The sequence below is a fragment of the Kitasatospora sp. NBC_00458 genome (assembly GCF_036013975.1).
Classification (GTDB): Bacteria; Actinomycetota; Actinomycetes; order Streptomycetales; family Streptomycetaceae; genus Kitasatospora.
Genome location: NZ_CP107904.1, coordinates 7,561,146 through 7,576,980 on the forward strand (window position 1 = coordinate 7,561,146; position 15,835 = coordinate 7,576,980).

Genomic DNA, 15,835 nt, shown 5'->3' on the forward strand with positions numbered 1-15,835 from the left:
GGGCAATTGCCCTTGGCAAGCCCTTCGAACCCTCGATCTCGGCCCCGGCCTGCGTGAATGGATTCCAACACGCCTCCGGCGGCGCTAACCTCGGCTCCACGAGCAGGGATCGGCGAGGCGGAAGGCGCGACGGTGACCGAGCGGGACAACGAATTCCGGGCGGAGGCGCTGCCCGGCGCACGGGACACGGCAGCCGCCCCGAACCGGGTCAGGCTACGCGACCGCGACGCCGAACTCCGCTCGGCCGAGGCCGCCGTGGACAAGCTCTGCCGCGAGTTCGAGGCCGGCGGCACCGAGATCGGCGAACTGCTCACCTTCTCCGGCCGGCCCGGCATCGGCAAGACCACCCTGCTGCACGAGGTCCGCCGCCTCGCCAAGCTGCGCCCGGGCGCCACCGTGCTGTTCGCGCGCGGCGGCGAGCGCCAGTTCAACGAGCCCTACCACGTCCTGCGCCAGCTGCTCCAGCCCGCGCTCGGCATCCTGAAGCCCGGCGAGTTCCGCCAGGTGATGGGCACCTGGGAGGAGGTCGTCGGACCGGCGATGGGCCTCAAGCAGCCCAAGCAGGGCGCCCGCCGCCTCGACCCGCAGGGCGTCCGCGACGGCCTCGACTACGTCCTCACCCAGCTCGCCCCGCGCCGGGCCCCGCTGGTGATGATCGTCGACGACCTGCACTGGGCCGACCTCGAATCCCTCGCCTGGCTCTCCCAGTTCGCCGTCCGCGCCCGCGAACTGCCCGTCCTGCTCGTCTTCGCCTACCGGGACGACGTCGCCGACTGGCAGGCCGAGTCCCAGGAGCACCACGGCGCCGTCACCGGACTCGCCACCCGCAAGCACGAGTTGAGCCGTCTCTCGCTCGTCGCCGTCACCGACATGATCCGCGCCGACCTCGGCGACCGGGCCGAGGACGCCTTCTGCTACGAGTTCTGGAACGTCGCCAACGGAAACCCGTTCGAGGTCGTCGCCCTGCTCGACCAGGTCCGTGACCAGGAACTGGACCCGGTCGAGGAGAACTCCCAGCAACTGCGCGAACTCGCCGTCGATGCGACCGGGATGACCCTCAAGAGCTGGCTGGACCGGCTCGGCGCCGCCACCCTGCGGTTCGCCTGGGCCGCCGCCATGCTCGGCACCGACATCCGGCAGGACCTCGCCGCCCGGATCTCCACCCAGAGCACCGAGGGCGCCCGCGAGTCCGTCAAGGAGCTGCGCAGGCAGCGGGTGCTCACCCAGACCCCGAACGGCAACCTCGAATTCGTCCACCCGCTGATCGCCAGCTCGATCTACAACACCATGCCGGAGGCCACCCGGACCGGCATGCACGGCGTCGCGGCGGCGGAGATCGAGAACGCCGGGCTCGGCCTGCTCGCCGCCTCCCGCCACCTGGTGGAGACCTTCGCGGGCGAGGGCGACGACCGGACCGTCCGCAAGCTCCGCCGGGCCGCCGCCGAACACCTGCTGATCGGCGCGCCCGAGGCCGCCCAGCGCTGCCTCCACCGCGCGCTGGCCGAGCCGCCGGACGACCAGGACCGCGCCGAGGTGCTGTACGAGCTCGGCTGCTCCGCGCTGCTCACCGACCCGATGGCCACCGTCAACCAGCTGAAGCTCGCCCTCGACCCGGAGGAGGGACCGCTGCGCGCCTCGCTGCGGGTGGACGCCACCTTCCGGCTCTCCGAGGTGCTCGCCCACAGCGGCGAACTCCGCGAGGCGGCCCTGGTCTGCCAGCGGGAGGCCGAGCGCACCGCCGCCGACCCGGCGGGCCGGCTCAGGCTGGAGGCCGCCTCGTTCATGTGGCACGCCTACCGGAAGTCCGAGGAGGACGGCCCGAGCCGCTCCGCCCGGCTGGGCGCGCTCTGCGACAGCCTCTCCGGACGGGACGCCGCCGACCGCGCCGTCCTCGCGATGCGCGCCTGGGACCTCACCCTGCGCGGCGAGCCCTCCGCCGAGGCGCTGCGGTACGCCGACGACGTCCTCGACAACGGCCGGCTGCCCAAGGGTCTGGGCTGGACCGACAACACCTGGGGCTTCGAGCTGCCCGCCACGCTCGGCCTCTCCTACACCTACAACGACCGCATCGCGCAGGCCGAGCGGCTCTTCTCGGACGCCATCATCCAGTTCGAGGTGGCCGGCTGGAGCGGCGCCCACCGCGGCTTCGCCTACTTCCTGATGGGCCTGGCCCGGTTCCGGCGCGGTCTGCTCGCCGAGGCCGAGGACTTCCTGCGCCGGGCGCTGCGGCTCTCCGAGCGGATCGGCCCCAAGCTGCCGCTGGCCTGGGACGCGGTCGGGGTGCTGGTCGACACCTTGATCGCCCGCGGCCGCCCCCGGGAGGCCTGGGAGCTCGCCATCGGCTTCGGCTTCCACCCGCCGTACCACGCCACCGCGATGGTGCTGCCCGACGCGGCCTCGCTGTACGGCAAGCTGCTGCTCGCCGTCGACCGGCCCGCCGGGGCGGCCGCCGCGCTCACCGAGGCCGGTGCCCAGCTGGACCTGCGGGGCTGGCACAACACGGTGTGGGCGCCGTGGGCCGGACACCTGGCGATCGCCCTGGCCGGGGACGAGCCGGAGCGCGCCCGCGGGTACGCCAGGCGCTCCGTCGCGGACGCCGAGCGGTTCGGCACCGCCTCGGCGATCGGCACCGCGCTGCGGCTGCACGCCCAGATCGAGGACGGCCAGCAGGCGGTCGAGCTGCTGGAGCGGGCGGTGGAGCACCTCGGACAGTCGCCGGCCGGGTACGAGCACGCGGTGGCCCTGGTCGACCTCGGGGCCGCGCTGCGCCGGGTCGGACGGCTGGAGGACGCCCAGGAGTACCTGTACCAGGGCATCGAGCTGGCGCAGCACTGCGCGGCCGACGGACTGGTCGACCGCGCCCGGCGCGAGCTGGCCAACTACGGGCTGCGGCCCAACCGGCTGGGCGACGTCCGGGAGATGCTCAGCCAGCCCGAGTGGGACGTCGCCCGGCAGGCCGTCCGCGGTGTGCCGCCGCAGCGGATCGCGGAGGAGCTGGACCTCCCGCTCAGCCTGGTCAACCGGCGGCTGGCCGCCGTCTACCGCAAGGCGGGCAGCGGCCCGGACGGGCTGGCCGCCGCGCTCGGCATGCAGCCCGGCGGGCGGGGCGGCCGGCCGGACGCCTCCGGGTCGGACGGCCGAGGACCGGACGGCTACGGCCTGGACGGCTACGGCCTGGACGGCTACGGCCTGGACGGTCACGGGGACGGCCACTGACCGGCGGAGCACCGGCCGGGCGGTGCCGGTCCGGCCGCCGCCGGGGAGCGCGGGTAGCGAACGGCGGGTGCGCGGCGTCGGCGCGTCCGGCGGCGGGCGAGTCGTCGGGCGGCGCGCAGGGGCCCCATGAGCGCCCCCGCGGCCGCCCTCCTCGTTAGGCTTTCGCCGACGGGGCCGCCGGTGGCGGGATCCCCGGGACGGGACCCAGGAACCAGCGCGGCGGTGGTCCACCGCCGCCGCCAGTGAGGAGCAGGCCATGGCGACGCCCCCGGCGAACGGGCCGCAGGCGACCACCGTGCGGCACGAGCCCTTGGAGCCCGCGGGCGCGGGCGCCGCCATCGAGCGCTGGACGCTGCAGGCGGGCCCGTACGAGGCGAGCGTGCTCACCCTCGGCGCCACCCTGCACACCCTGGTCGCGCCCGACCGGCACGGCCGCCGGGACCAGTTGCTGCTCTCCACCGACCGGCTCGCCGAGATCCTCGGCCCGGCCCGGCACTACGGCACCGTGGTCGGCCGCTACGCCAACCGGATCGACCGCAGCGCGGTCACCGTCGACGGCGAGGAGCACCCGCTGGCCCCGACCGGCGGCGGCGTCACCCTGCACGGCGGCCCGGACGGCTTCGCGCACCGGATGTGGGAGGCCGAGGAGCGGCCCGACGGCGTCCGGCTGCGGCTGCACAGCCCGGACGGCGACCAGGGCTTCCCGGGCGCGCTCGACGTCACCGTCGACTACACGCTCGACGCGACCGGCGAGCTGACCGTCTCCTACCACGCCGTCACGACCAGGCCGACCGTGCTCAACCTCACCAACCACGCCTACTTCAACCTGGCCGGGGAGGGCACCGGCGACGTCCTCGGCCACCTGCTCACCCTGGACGCGGACGGCTACACCCCCGCCGACGACCGGCAGATCCCGTACGGCCGGGTCGAGCCGGTGGCCGGCACGCCGTTCGACTTCACCACCGCCCGGCCGATCGGCAAGTCGGTGCACGACGACCACCCGCAGCTGGTGGGCCCCGGCGGGTACGACCACAACTGGGTGCTCAGGCCGCGTCCGGCCGACGGCGCCCCGGCCCGGGCCGCGCTGCTGGAGGAGCCGGTCAGCGGCCGCACCCTGGAGGTGCTGACCACCGAGCCGGGGATCCAGGTCTACACGGCCAACAAGTTCCAGGGCGCGGTGACCGGCGCGAGCGGTGCGGCGTACGGGCCGTTCGCCGGGGTCGCGCTGGAGACCCAGCACTTCCCGGACTCCCCGCACCACCCGGCGTTCCCGAGCACCGTGCTGCGCCCGGGGGAGGAGTTCCGCTCGGTCACCGTCCTGCGGCTGGGCACCGCCTGACCGGGACGCGACCCGACCCGCGTACCCGACCGCGTACGCGACCCGGTACGAGACCTCCGGCGCCCGGACGGCCCGCCCCGCGCGGGTGTCCGGGCGCCGGCGCGAGCGCCCGCAGGAGCGCCCGCACAGCCGGGTGCTGCAAGAGGTTTCCACCGGGTTCCAGCACGGAGGGTGGCCCCGGCGGCCCGGCTCGACCGGGGTGAACCGGACATAGCGCCACAACTTCCACACCTGTCAACTACCGTGCGGCAACGTGAAGGACACGTGGGCGTAACGATCGCCGTTTCTTGCAGAAACTTGCTGCAAGGTCTTTCCGCGGTGATTGCCCCGCTGTTAACTTCCTTCCGAGCCCGACGGCAGCAACGGTGCGGTCGGTGCGAGGCAGCCATTATGCGCCTGTCTCCCTACATCTCGGGCACCCCCCACCCTCCAAGGAGTTCTCATGCGGCGTGGCATCGCGGCCTCTGCCCTCGTTGTGGCCCTCGCGGTCTCGATGGCTGCCTGTGGCAGCAGCGGCTCCAGCTCGGACGGCAAGGCCGACGGGCCGGTCACCCTCACCTACTGGGACACGTCGAACGCCACCAACGAGGCGCCGAACTACCAGGAGCTCGTCAAGAAGTTCGAGGCCGCCAACCCGGGCGTCAAGGTCGACTTCGTCAACGTGCCCTTCGACCAGGCGCAGAACAAGCTCCAGACCGCGATGGGGGCCAAGGGCGCCCCGGACGTCTTCCGCTCCGAGGTCGGCTGGACCGCCGCCTTCGCCAAGGCCGGCTTCCTGGAGCCGCTGGACGGCACCCCGGCCGCCGCCGACAGCGGCAAGTTCCAGCCCAGCCTGATCGAGCAGGCCAAGTACGAGGGCAAGCTCTACGGCGTCCCGCTGGTCACCGACACCCTCGGCCTGCTCTACAACAAGGAGCTCTTCGCCAAGGCCGGCATCACCGCCGCCCCCGCCACCTGGGACGAGCTGAAGACCGCCGCCGCCGCGGTCAAGGAGAAGGCCGGCGTCGACGGCTTCTGGCTGAAGGCCGCCGACGGCTACTACGCGATGCCGTTCCTGTTCGGCGAGGGCACCGACACCGTCGACGCCAAGGGCAAGAAGATCACCGTCACCTCGCCCGAGGCCGTCAAGGGCATCGAGACCTACAAGACGCTCTTCACCTCGCCCGGCACCGCCAAGGCCGACGTCACCACCGACGCCTACGCGCACATGATGGACGCCTTCAACGGCGGCAAGGTCGCGGCGATCGTCCAGGGTCCCTGGGAGATCACCAACATCTACAAGGGCACCGCGTTCGCCGACAAGACCAACCTCGGCATCGCCCCCGTCCCCGGCGGCTCCGCGGGCAAGGCCGGCGCCCCCACCGGCGGCCACAACATCTCCGTCTACGCGGGCGCCGACAAGGCCCACAAGGACGCCGCCGAGAAGTTCGCCGCCTTCATGACCTCGGCCGAGAGCCAGGCGTTCGTCGCGCAGAAGAACTCCACCCTGCCGACCCGCAGCGACGCCTTCACCCCCGAGGTCAAGGCCGACCCCGGCATCGCCGGCTTCCAGGCGGTCCTCTCCAGCGCCAAGCCGCGCCCCGAACTGCCCGAGTACAGCTCGCTGTTCGCCTCGCTGGGCACCAACCTCGGCAAGATCGTCCAGGGCACCTCGACCCAGGACGGCCTGAACACCGTCGCCACCGACTACGCCAAGCTCCTCCCGGGCTTCGCCAAGTAGTCCACCCGCAGCCGTCCGGCCCGCCGCCGCTCCACCCGCGCGGGCCGGACGGCCGGACCCGTAGCAGCAGTCGCCGAAGCGAGGCGGCGGACCTCCCCGAGAAGGTGTCGAACAATGTCAGTCGCCGTGCAGGGCGCCACCGGCAAGGGCAGCCGGGAGCGCGATCCGCGTCCGGGCCTGATGGAGCGCGTCAAGCGCTCGTACGCCAAGCACTGGTACGCCTACGCGATGATCGCGCCGGTCGTGCTGGTGCTCGGCGTGCTGGTGCTCTACCCGCTCGCCGAGGGGCTCTGGCTCACCCTCACCGATGCCAACAGCCTCAACGCCGCCCGGAAGATCGGCGTCAACGAGATCCCGGCCAGCTACAAGTTCGTCGGCCTCGACAACTACGCCGACATCCTCTGGGGCCCCGGCTCGTACGACCGCTTCTGGTCGCACTTCGTCTGGACCATCGCCTGGACGGCGCTCTGCGTCTGCCTGCACTACACCATCGGCCTCGGCCTCGCCCTGCTGCTCAACCAGAAGCTGCGCGGCCGCGCCGTCTACCGGATGCTGCTCATCCTGCCCTGGGCCGTGCCGACCTTCGTCACCGTCTTCTCCTGGCGCCTGATGCTCGCCGACGGCGGCGCCGTCAACGGCCTGCTCTCCGCCCTGCACCTGCCCGAACCCGGCTGGCTGGACGACCCGACCGCGCAGAAGGCCGCCGCCGTCCTGGTCAACACCTGGGTCGGCGTGCCGTTCATGATGATCTCGCTGCTCGGCGGCCTCCAGTCGATCCCGGCCGAGCTGTACGAGGCGGCCGAGATGGACGGCGCCACGGCCTGGCAGCGGTTCCGCCACGTCACCCTGCCGGGGCTGCGCACCGTCTCCTCCACCGTGGTGCTGCTCGGCGTGATCTGGACGTTCAACCAGTTCGCCGTCATCTTCCTGCTGTTCGGCGGCAACGGCGCGCCCGACGCCCAGCTGCTGGTCACCTGGGCCTACCGCCTCGGCTTCGGCCAGCAGCCCCGGGACTACGCGCAGTCCGCCGCGTACGGCGTGATCCTGCTGTCGATCCTCATCGTCTTCACCTCCTTCTACCGGCGCTGGCTCGCCCGCAACGAGCAGGCCAACGGCTGACGCCGACCGGCAACCAAGCGACCCACGAAGGAGGCAACCCCGATGAGCACCACCACCGAACGACCCACCGTCCTCGCCGCCCCGGCGGCCGTCGCCAAGCCGGCCAGGACCCGTCGCCGCGGCGAGTCCGGCCCGCTCGCCAGGGCGCTGTCGCACGGCGCCCTGATCCTGGCCAGCCTGATCGCGCTGTTCCCGGTGGCCTGGATCCTCTACGTCTCGCTCGGCCCGGACAAGACGGACTACCTCCACCCCGGCGAGATCCTCGACAAGATGTCCCTGTCGAACTACGGCACGGTGCTGTTCGACACCGACTTCTTCACCTGGTTCGGCAACGCGTTCCTGGTCTCCGGCGTGACCACCGTCTTCGGCGTGCTGATCGCGGCCACCACCGGCTACGCCGTCTCCCGGATGCGCTTCCCCGGCCACAAGCCGCTGATGTGGTCGCTGCTGGTCACCCAGATGTTCCCGATCGCGGTGCTGATCGTGCCGATGTACACGATCCTCTCCGAACTCGGCCTGCTGGACAGCTACCTCGGCCTGATCCTGGTCTACTCGACGACCACCGTGCCGTACTGCGCCTGGCTGCTGAAGGGCTACTTCGACACCATCCCGGTGGAGATCGACGAGGCCGGCCGGGTCGACGGGCTCACGCCGATCGGCACCTTCTGGCGGCTGGTGCTGCCGCTCGCCCGCCCGGGCCTGGCGGTGGCCGCGTTCTACTCCTTCCTGACCGCCTGGGCCGAGGTCGCCTTCGCCTCCACCTTCATGCTCAGCTCCGACAAGTACACGCTGGCCGTCGGCCTGCAGACCTTCGTCAGCGAGCACGACGCCCAGTGGAACCTGATGGCCGCCACCGCCGTGCTGATCGCGATCCCGTCGTCGGTCCTCTTCTACCTGGTGCAGCGCCACCTGGTGACCGGCCTGACCGCCGGCGCGTCCAAGTCCTGAGCCCGCCCGGGCCCGCGGCTCCCGACCGCGCCCGCGGCTCCGGACCGCTCCCGACCGCGCCCCGATCCTCTGATCCCCGCTCCTCTGATCCCCGAGGGATACCGTCCATGACCCAGAACCTGGCCGACACCTCCCGGCCCGCCGCCGACGCCACCGCTCACGAGGCCGGTGCCGGCGCGGACAGAGGCTGGTGGCGGGACGCGGTCATCTACCAGGTGTACCCGCGCAGCTTCGCCGACTCCAACGGGGACGGCATGGGCGACCTGCCCGGCATCCGCAGCCGCCTGCCCTACCTGCGCGACCTCGGCGTGGACGCCGTCTGGCTCTCGCCGTTCTACGCCTCCCCGCAGGCCGACGCCGGCTACGACGTCGCCGACTACCGGGCGGTGGACCCGATGTTCGGCACCCTGCTGGACGCCGACGCGCTGATCCGCGACGCGCACCGGCTGGGCCTGCGGATCATCGTCGACCTCGTCCCCAACCACTCCTCGGACCAGCACGAGTGGTTCAAGCGCGCGCTGCGCGAGGGCCCGGAGTCGCCGCTGCGCGACCGCTACCACTTCCGCCCCGGCAAGGGCGCGAACGGCGAACTGCCGCCCAACGACTGGGAGTCCATCTTCGGCGGCCCCGCCTGGACCCGCACCGAGAACCCGGACGGCACCCCCGGCGACTGGTACCTGCACCTGTTCGCCCCGGAGCAGCCCGACTTCAACTGGGAGAGCCCGGCCGTCGCCGACGAGTTCCGCTCCATCCTCCGCTTCTGGCTGGACATGGGCGTCGACGGCTTCCGCATCGACGTCGCGCACGGCCTGGTGAAGGCCCCCGGCCTGCCCGACATCGGCGGCTCCGACCAGCTCAGGCTGCTCGGCAACGACGTCATGCCGTTCTTCGACCAGGACGGCGTGCACGAGATCTACCGCAGCTGGCGGAAGATCCTCGACGAGTACCCGGGGCAGCGGATCGGCGTCGCCGAGGCGTGGACCCCGACCGTCGAGCGCACCGCCGGCTACGTCCGCCCCGACGAACTGCACCAGGCCTTCAACTTCCAGTACCTGGGCACCTCCTGGGACGCCGCCGAGCTGCGCGCGGTGATCGACCTCTCGCTCGACTCGATGCGCCCGGTCGACGCCCCCACCACCTGGGTGCTCTCCAACCACGACGTCACCCGGCACGCCACCCGGTTCGCCAACCCGCCCGGCCTCGGCACCCAGATCCGCACCCCCGGCGACCGTGCGCTCGGCCTGCGCCGGGCCCGCGCCGCCACCCTGCTGATGCTCGCCCTCCCCGGCTCCGCCTACCTGTACCAGGGCGAGGAGCTCGGCCTGCCGGACGTCACCGACCTGCCCGACGAGGTCCGCCAGGATCCGTCGTTCTTCCGCAAGGCCGGCCAGGACGGCTACCGCGATGGCTGCCGCGTCCCGATCCCGTGGTCCGGCACCGAGGCCCCGTACGGCTTCGGACCCGCCGCCGGCGGCCCCAGCTGGCTGCCGCAGCCCGCCGAGTGGGCCGGGCTCAGCGTCGAGGCGCAGACCGGCGACCCGACCTCCACCCTGGAGCTGTACCGTTCCGCGCTGGCCGTCCGCCGGGCGCAGGCCGACCTCGGCGCCGGCACCGGCGTCGAGTGGCTGGACGGCCCCGAGGGCACCCTGGCGTTCCGCCGCGGCGCCTTCGTCTGCACCGTGAACGCCACCGCCGGCCCGGTCCGGATACCGGCGCCCGGCCGGCTGCTGCTGAGCTCCGCCGGCGCGGACCCGCTGATCGACGGCGGCGAGACGGTGCTCGCACCGGACAGCACCGACTGGTGGGCGGTCTGACGTGGTTGCAATAGGCTCTGGGACCGTGACTACGGCGCGACTCTCAGACATCGCGGCGCAGGCGGGGGTCAGCGAGGCCACCGTCTCCCGCGTGCTCAACGGCAAGGCGAACGTCTCGGCCGCCACCCGGCAGACCGTGCTGGCGGCGCTCGACGTGCTCGGCTACGAGCGGCCGACCCGGCTGCGCCAGCGCAGTGCGGGGCTGATCGGACTGATCACCCCCGAGCTGAGCAACCCGATCTTCCCCGCGCTGGCCCAGGTGATCGAGCAGGTGCTGAGCCGGCACGGCTACACGCCGGTGCTCTGCACCCAGACGCCGGGCGGCTCCACCGAGGACGAACTGGTGGAGATGCTGGTCGACCGGGGCGTCGCGGGCATCGTCTTCGTCTCCGGCCTGCACGCCGACTCCACCGCCGACCACGACCGGTACGCCCGGCTGACGGGCCGGGGCGTGCCGTTCGTGCTGATCAACGGCTACAGCGAGAAGATCGACGCGCCGTTCATCTCGCCGGACGACCGGGCCGCGATGTGGATGGCCGTCCAGCACCTGGCCGAACTCGGCCACGAGCGGATCGGCCTCGCGGTGGGGCAGCGCCGGTACGTGCCGGTGCTGCGGAAGATCGAGGGGTTCACCGCGGCGATGCGGGAGGTGCTCGGGCGCTCCCGCGAGGAGGCCGAGGCGCTCGTCCACCACACGCTGTTCAGCGTGGAGGGCGGGCACGCGGCGGCCGGCGCGCTGCTCGACAAGGGCTGCACGGCGATCGTCTGCGGCAGCGACATGATGGCGCTCGGCGCGATCCGGGCCGTCCGGCAGCGGGGCCTGGCGGTGCCGCAGGACGTCTCCGTGGTCGGCTTCGACGACTCGCCGCTCATAGCGTTCACCGAGCCGCCGCTGACCACCATCCGCCAGCCGGTGGAGGCGATGGCCACCGCCGCGGTGGACGCGCTGCTGGAGGAGGTCGGCGGGAACGCCGCCCAGCGCGGGGAGTTCATGTTCCAGCCCGAGCTGGTGATGCGCGGCTCGACCGGCGCCGGCGCGCGCTGACCGCACGGACCGCACGGACTGCACGGCGAACGGCCGGGGCCCCGGGAGCACGCGCTCCCGGGGCCCCGGCCGTTCGCCGTGCCGCTCAGCCCTCCTGGGCGATCGGGCGGTCCGGGGTGACCCGGCGGCCGTCGGCGGACTCGCCGGTCCGGGTCTCGGTGCGCCGGCCGCGCTCCAGGTAGTCACGGAGGATCAGCTCGACGGCGTCCTGCGGGTTCTTGGTGCCGGACAGCATCATCGCGTCGATCGCGAGGTTGGCGTCGAGCGTGACGGTGACCTGGGCCATGGTGACTCCTCCTCGGGTACAGAGCAGCAGCATGCCCGGTGCGGCCGGATTTGACCATGACCTTCCGGCGGCCGCGGCGCGTTCCGGCCGGTCCGCCGGGGCACGCCCGCGGCGGGGCGGCGCGCGGTGCTTCCGCGCCGTCCGGGTGGCGGCGGTGGCGGCGGCGGCGGTGGTCGTGGCCCTGCGCTCGGGGGCGTCGGGGCCGCGGGGGCAGGGCCACGGGGTCAGGGGCGTGCTGCGCCGGTCGCGGTGGTCGTCGCCGTGTCCGGCGCGGGGCGCACCGGAGCCCCCGGGGAGGAGCGACCAGACTCCTCCCCGGGGGCTCCGGGCGTTCGTGGGTCAGACCCGGCCGGCGAAGTCCGGGGCCCAGTTGGCGACGGTCTGGGTCCGCACGCCCGAGCTGGGGTTGGCGGCCTCGACGTACTTGCCGTCGCCGATGTAGAGCGCGACGTGGTAGACGCCGGAGTCCTGGCCGTTGTTGGACCAGAACAGCAGGTCGCCCGGCTTGAGGGCGTCCAGCGAGACGTGCGTGGACGCGGCGGCCTGGTCGGCGGCGACGCGCGGGACGGAGACGCCCGCGGCGCGCAGCGCGGCCTGGGTGAGGCCGGAGCAGTCCCAGCCGCCGTTGCCGGTGCCGCCGTAGACGTAGGCCTGGCCGACCTTCGACTGGGCGAAGGACACGGCGGCGGCCATGCTGCCGGTGGCGGTCTGGGCCGGGGCCGGGGTCTCGGCCTGGGCGGCCGGCTTCGCGGCCGGCTTGGTGGCGGGGGCCTGGGTCTGCGCGCCCGCGCCGGTGCCGCCCTGCTGGGCGTCCTTGGCCCGGTTGAACCAGTCGAAGCCCTTGCCGGACTCGTCCGAGGCGGAGGCCGTGGCCTGGCCCTTGGCGCGGTCGCCGAAGGTCAGGTGCTGGCCCGGGTAGATGCTGTGCGGGCCGTCGGTCAGGGTGGCGCGGTTGAGCTCGTAGAGCCGCTCCCAGCCGCCCTGGACGTCGTTCTTGTCGGCGATGGCGGAGAGCCAGTCGCCGGCGACCACGGTGTAGTCGTCGGCCTGGCTCCAGCCGCCCTGCTGACCGGCCTGCTGGCGCCACTGCCGGCCGTCCTGGCCGCCGTCGCCCTTCCGGGCGTCGTCGGAGGCGGGGGCCGGGGCCTGGGCCTGCTGCTGGGGGGCCTTGGGCGCGGCGGGCTGCTCGGCCTTCGGCTTGGCGGCGGGCTTGGCGGCCTCGGCCGGGGCCGGGGCCGGGGCGGGGGTCTGGGCGGCCGGCTTGGCGGCGGCGGAGGTGTCGACGGCGGCCGGGGTGCCGCCCTTGGTCAGGCCGGCCTGGACCGAGCAGACCGGCCAGGCGCCGGGGCCCTGCACGGCGAGCACCTTCTCGGCGATCGCGATCTGCTGGTCCTTGGTGGCGAGGTCGGCGCGCGGGGCGAACGAGGTACCGCCGAACGCGGCCCAGGTGGAGCTGGTGAACTGGAGGCCGCCGTAGAAGCCGTTGCCGGTGTTGATGCTCCAGTTGCCGGTGCTCTCGCACTGGGCGACCTTGTCCCAGGTCGCGACGGTGGCGGCGGTGGCGGTGCCGGAGGTGAGGCAGGGGACGGTGAGGCCGATGCCCGCGACGCCGAGGGCGGCGATGGCGCGACGGGTACGGCCGGACAGACGGGTGCCGTTGGTGGGCAGCATGAAGACGCGGTCCTCTCCCACGCCTGCGAGGTGAGCTGTCGGATTCGGGCTGGAGTTGCCCGGCCGCGCTGTGGACGCGGCTTCACCCCTAGCCCTGGTCGGTCCGGGGACCGGCCTGGGCGAACTACCTGTGGTTCCCCCGCTCCTGCCGTGGTGCTTCGTGCTTCCAGCGCACCCGACGGCAGGACTCGGCGTTGCGGATGAGCTGGGTCCGTGTGGCCACGAACGGGGAGCACGTTAAGCAGAGCCGCATTCAAACCGCAAACATGTGTGAGGCACGTCACTGTTTGCGAAATCCGTGGTGGGCGGCTGTCCTTCATGATCAGAAATGACCGATTTCGCACAACGCCCGTCACGGTCAACGCAACTGCCTATGCTTCAGAACGCCGGCGGCACGCCGGCGAGGACGCAGCCGTCTGGGGGGAGGGCTACGCACCGATGGCCATGGACGAGGATCCGGCCGCCGCCCGCCCGGCCGCCCGGCCGCGTGGAGCGCATCGCAGGGCAAAGCACCGCAGAGCGGACATCCCACCCGAACCATCACCAACTCCCGTAAGCCGCCGCACTCTACTGCGCTGGCTCGCCGTCGGCACCGCCTTCGCGGCGATCAGCGGCGAGGAGGTCCTGCGGCGCTCCCTGAGCGGCCCGACCGAACCGGTCGCCGCCGTCGCCGGACCGTCCGGCGCCGACCCGACGGGACCGGACGGCGGCCACGGCGCCGCGCCGCCCGGGACCGCACCCGGCGGCGTCGCGCCCGACCAGCCCGCCCCCGAGCCCACCGTCGACCAGAGCGGCCGCCGCTGGTCCGACCCGGCCGGCTGGGGCGGCGCCGTACCCGGGCCCGGGAGCGCCGTCCGGATCACCGACCGGGTGCTGCTCGACACCGACGCCGCCGTCGGCACGCTGCTGGTGGAGCCGGCCGGGGCCCTCACCTTCGCCGCCGACCGCACCCTCACCCTCGCCGTCACCGGCAACGCCGAGATCCGCGGCGCCCTCGCCCTCGCCCCCGACGGCGCCCGCACCCACACCCTGCGCTTCCCCGCCGTCGACGAGAGGCGCTTCCGGGGTGACGGCATGAAGGTCGTCGACACCGACGTCGGCCTCTGGGTCACCGGCGCCGGGTACCTCCGGCTGGACGGCGCCGCCAAGACCGCCTGGGTCCGCGCCGACCGCGAACTGAGGGCCGGTGACACCACCCTCGACCTGGCCGCCCCGCCCGCCGGCTGGCTCCCCGGCGACGAACTTGCCGTCACCCCGACCGGCCCGCCCGACCAGGAGGACTTCGCCGCCCGCTACGACCTCGTCACCGTCCGGTCCGTCAGCGGAACGACCGTCACCCTGGAGCAGCCGCTCCGGCACGCCCACCCCCGGGTCGCCGCCGGAGGGGGCGTCACCGTCGGCGCGGAGGTGCTCAACCTGACCCGCAGCGTCCGGGTCGAGGGCACCGCCGGGGGCCGCACCCACGTCCACCTCACCAGCTCCCGCCGCGCCGACGTCCGCCACACCGCGCTGCGCTGGGTCGGCCCGCGCGCCGACACCAAGGAGACCTGGAAGGGCCGGGACGGCACCGTCCCGATCACCGCGCCCGTCCTCGGCCGCTACGGGCTCCACTTCCACCAGCTCGGCGACGCCACCCGCGGCACGGTGGTCGAGGGCGTGGTGGTCCGCGACGCCGGCAGCCACGCGTACGTCCCGCACGCCAGCCACGGCATCACCTTCCGCAGCTGCATCAGCCACGAGACCTGGGAGGACGCCTACTGGTGGGACGGGCCGCTGGACACCCGCACCCCGCAGCGCCCCTCCGACGACATCGTGTACGAGTCCTGCGTCGCCTCCCGCACCCTGCTCGAACCCGAACCCCGCGCCTACCGCCTGACGGGCTTCAACCTCGGCGCGGGCACCGGCGGCAAGGCGGTGGACTGCGTGGCCGTCGGCGTCCGGGGCGCCACCGGCGCCTCCGGCTTCGAGTGGCCGGAGAACAGCGAGGGCGTGTGGACCTTCGAGCGCTGCCTGGCCCACAACAACGCGCAGGACGGCATCTTCGTCTGGCTCAACGCCCGTCAGCAGCACCTCGTCACCCAGTTCGCCGCGTACCACAACGGCGGCTGGGGCATCGAGCACGGCGCCTACCTGAACGACTTCGACTACACCGCGACCGTGCTGTACGGGAACGCGGGCGGGGGAGTGGCGCTGCACGCGCTCGGCCGGGACAGGGGCACCGTCTTCGACGGACTCCTGGTCGACGCGGCCGGGCAGAGCGACTTCGCCGTCTCCACCGCCCGGCACGAACTCGCCGGGCAGTCCGTCACCTTCAGCCGCAGCCGGTTCACCGGCTACCGCCGGGCCGGGATCGCCTTCCGCGCCACCCCGGACGGCCGGCCGGACGACGTGCTGGTGCTGGACTGCGAGTTCGGCGGCAACGAGCTCTGGCTGGACCCGGAGGGCGTCCGGCCGAAGGACATCCTGTTGCGCCGGGCCGGCGGGACGGAGGTGCTCAAGGTCCGGAAGCCGGACGAGGAGGGCGCCGCGCAACCGCAGTGGAACGCCGTCGCCGCGCCGGTGGCCACGTTCGCGGGGCAGTCGCGGCCGGTGCTGGTGCCCGCGCTGAAGCTGAAGGACGCCGCCGCGCCCACCAGTCGGGTCGGCCGCTGAGGCGTGGCCGCCGGCCGCCGTGCGG

At 73.5% G+C, this 15,835-nt stretch carries 10 protein-coding genes and 1 riboswitch; of the genes, 8 read left to right on the forward strand and 2 right to left on the reverse strand.

Annotated features, from left to right (window positions below; all coding sequences use genetic code 11):
* Positions 1–132 precede the first annotated feature (132 nt).
* The 7 genes from OG550_RS30890 (at position 133) to OG550_RS30920 (ending at position 11,201) form a co-directional block, all read left to right on the forward strand.
* Positions 133–3,216 (forward strand): ATP-binding protein, encoded by a 3,084-nt coding sequence (locus OG550_RS30890; protein WP_327683092.1) that lies wholly within the window; start codon positions 133–135, stop codon positions 3,214–3,216.
* Positions 3,217–3,472: 256 nt separating this feature from the next.
* Positions 3,473–4,555, forward strand: a complete 1,083-nt coding sequence (locus OG550_RS30895; protein ID WP_327683094.1) for an aldose epimerase family protein — start codon at positions 3,473–3,475, stop codon at positions 4,553–4,555.
* A 442-nt stretch (positions 4,556–4,997) separates the two neighbouring features.
* A complete protein-coding gene (locus tag OG550_RS30900) occupies positions 4,998–6,275 on the forward strand; it encodes an extracellular solute-binding protein (protein WP_327683096.1) in 1,278 nt (425 codons plus the stop codon).
* A gap of 114 nt (positions 6,276–6,389) precedes the next feature.
* Positions 6,390–7,394 (forward strand): carbohydrate ABC transporter permease, encoded by a 1,005-nt coding sequence (locus OG550_RS30905; RefSeq protein ID WP_327683098.1) that lies wholly within the window; start codon positions 6,390–6,392, stop codon positions 7,392–7,394.
* A gap of 42 nt (positions 7,395–7,436) precedes the next feature.
* Complete coding sequence (locus OG550_RS30910; protein WP_327683100.1) at positions 7,437–8,342, forward strand: sugar ABC transporter permease; 906 nt, start codon at positions 7,437–7,439, stop codon at positions 8,340–8,342.
* 107 nt (positions 8,343–8,449) lie between these two features.
* Positions 8,450–10,156 carry a glycoside hydrolase family 13 protein gene (locus OG550_RS30915; protein ID WP_327683102.1) on the forward strand — a complete coding sequence of 569 codons (1,707 nt, stop codon included), beginning with the start codon at positions 8,450–8,452 and terminating at the stop codon, positions 10,154–10,156.
* 25 nt (positions 10,157–10,181) lie between these two features.
* A complete protein-coding gene (locus OG550_RS30920) occupies positions 10,182–11,201 on the forward strand; it encodes a LacI family DNA-binding transcriptional regulator (RefSeq protein ID WP_327683104.1) in 1,020 nt (339 codons plus the stop codon).
* Between the two features lie 85 nt (positions 11,202–11,286).
* On the opposite strand, the gene OG550_RS30925 is transcribed toward OG550_RS30920, so the two are convergent.
* Positions 11,287–11,487, reverse strand: a complete 201-nt coding sequence (locus OG550_RS30925; protein WP_327683105.1) for a hypothetical protein — start codon at positions 11,485–11,487, stop codon at positions 11,287–11,289.
* A gap of 339 nt (positions 11,488–11,826) precedes the next feature.
* The gene (locus OG550_RS30930; protein WP_327683107.1) at positions 11,827–13,179 is read right to left on the reverse strand and encodes a transglycosylase family protein; all 1,353 of its coding nucleotides are present in this window, start codon (positions 13,177–13,179) and stop codon (positions 11,827–11,829) included.
* Positions 13,166–13,362, reverse strand: a riboswitch (cyclic di-AMP (ydaO/yuaA leader). It overlaps the preceding gene by 14 nt.
* 234 nt (positions 13,363–13,596) lie before the next feature.
* Between OG550_RS30930 and OG550_RS30935 the strand changes: the two genes are divergently transcribed.
* Positions 13,597–15,810: a hypothetical protein gene (locus OG550_RS30935; RefSeq protein WP_327683109.1), complete on the forward strand. Its 2,214-nt coding sequence runs from the start codon at positions 13,597–13,599 to the stop codon at positions 15,808–15,810.
* Positions 15,811–15,835 lie beyond the last annotated feature (25 nt).

Excerpts from the sequence above, each read along its gene's own strand:
- OG550_RS30895 (WP_327683094.1), top strand. The coding sequence starts at position 3,473 with ATGGCGACGCCCCCGGCGAACGGGCCGCAGGCGACCACCGTGCGGCAC.
- OG550_RS30910 (WP_327683100.1), top strand. The coding sequence starts at position 7,437 with ATGAGCACCACCACCGAACGACCCACCGTCCTCGCCGCCCCGGCGGCC.
- OG550_RS30905 (WP_327683098.1), top strand. The coding sequence starts at position 6,390 with ATGTCAGTCGCCGTGCAGGGCGCCACCGGCAAGGGCAGCCGGGAGCGC.
- OG550_RS30925 (WP_327683105.1), bottom strand. The coding sequence starts at position 11,487 with ATGGCCCAGGTCACCGTCACGCTCGACGCCAACCTCGCGATCGACGCG.
- OG550_RS30900 (WP_327683096.1), top strand. The coding sequence starts at position 4,998 with ATGCGGCGTGGCATCGCGGCCTCTGCCCTCGTTGTGGCCCTCGCGGTC.
- OG550_RS30915 (WP_327683102.1), top strand. The coding sequence starts at position 8,450 with ATGACCCAGAACCTGGCCGACACCTCCCGGCCCGCCGCCGACGCCACC.
- OG550_RS30935 (WP_327683109.1), top strand. The coding sequence starts at position 13,597 with ATGGCCATGGACGAGGATCCGGCCGCCGCCCGCCCGGCCGCCCGGCCG.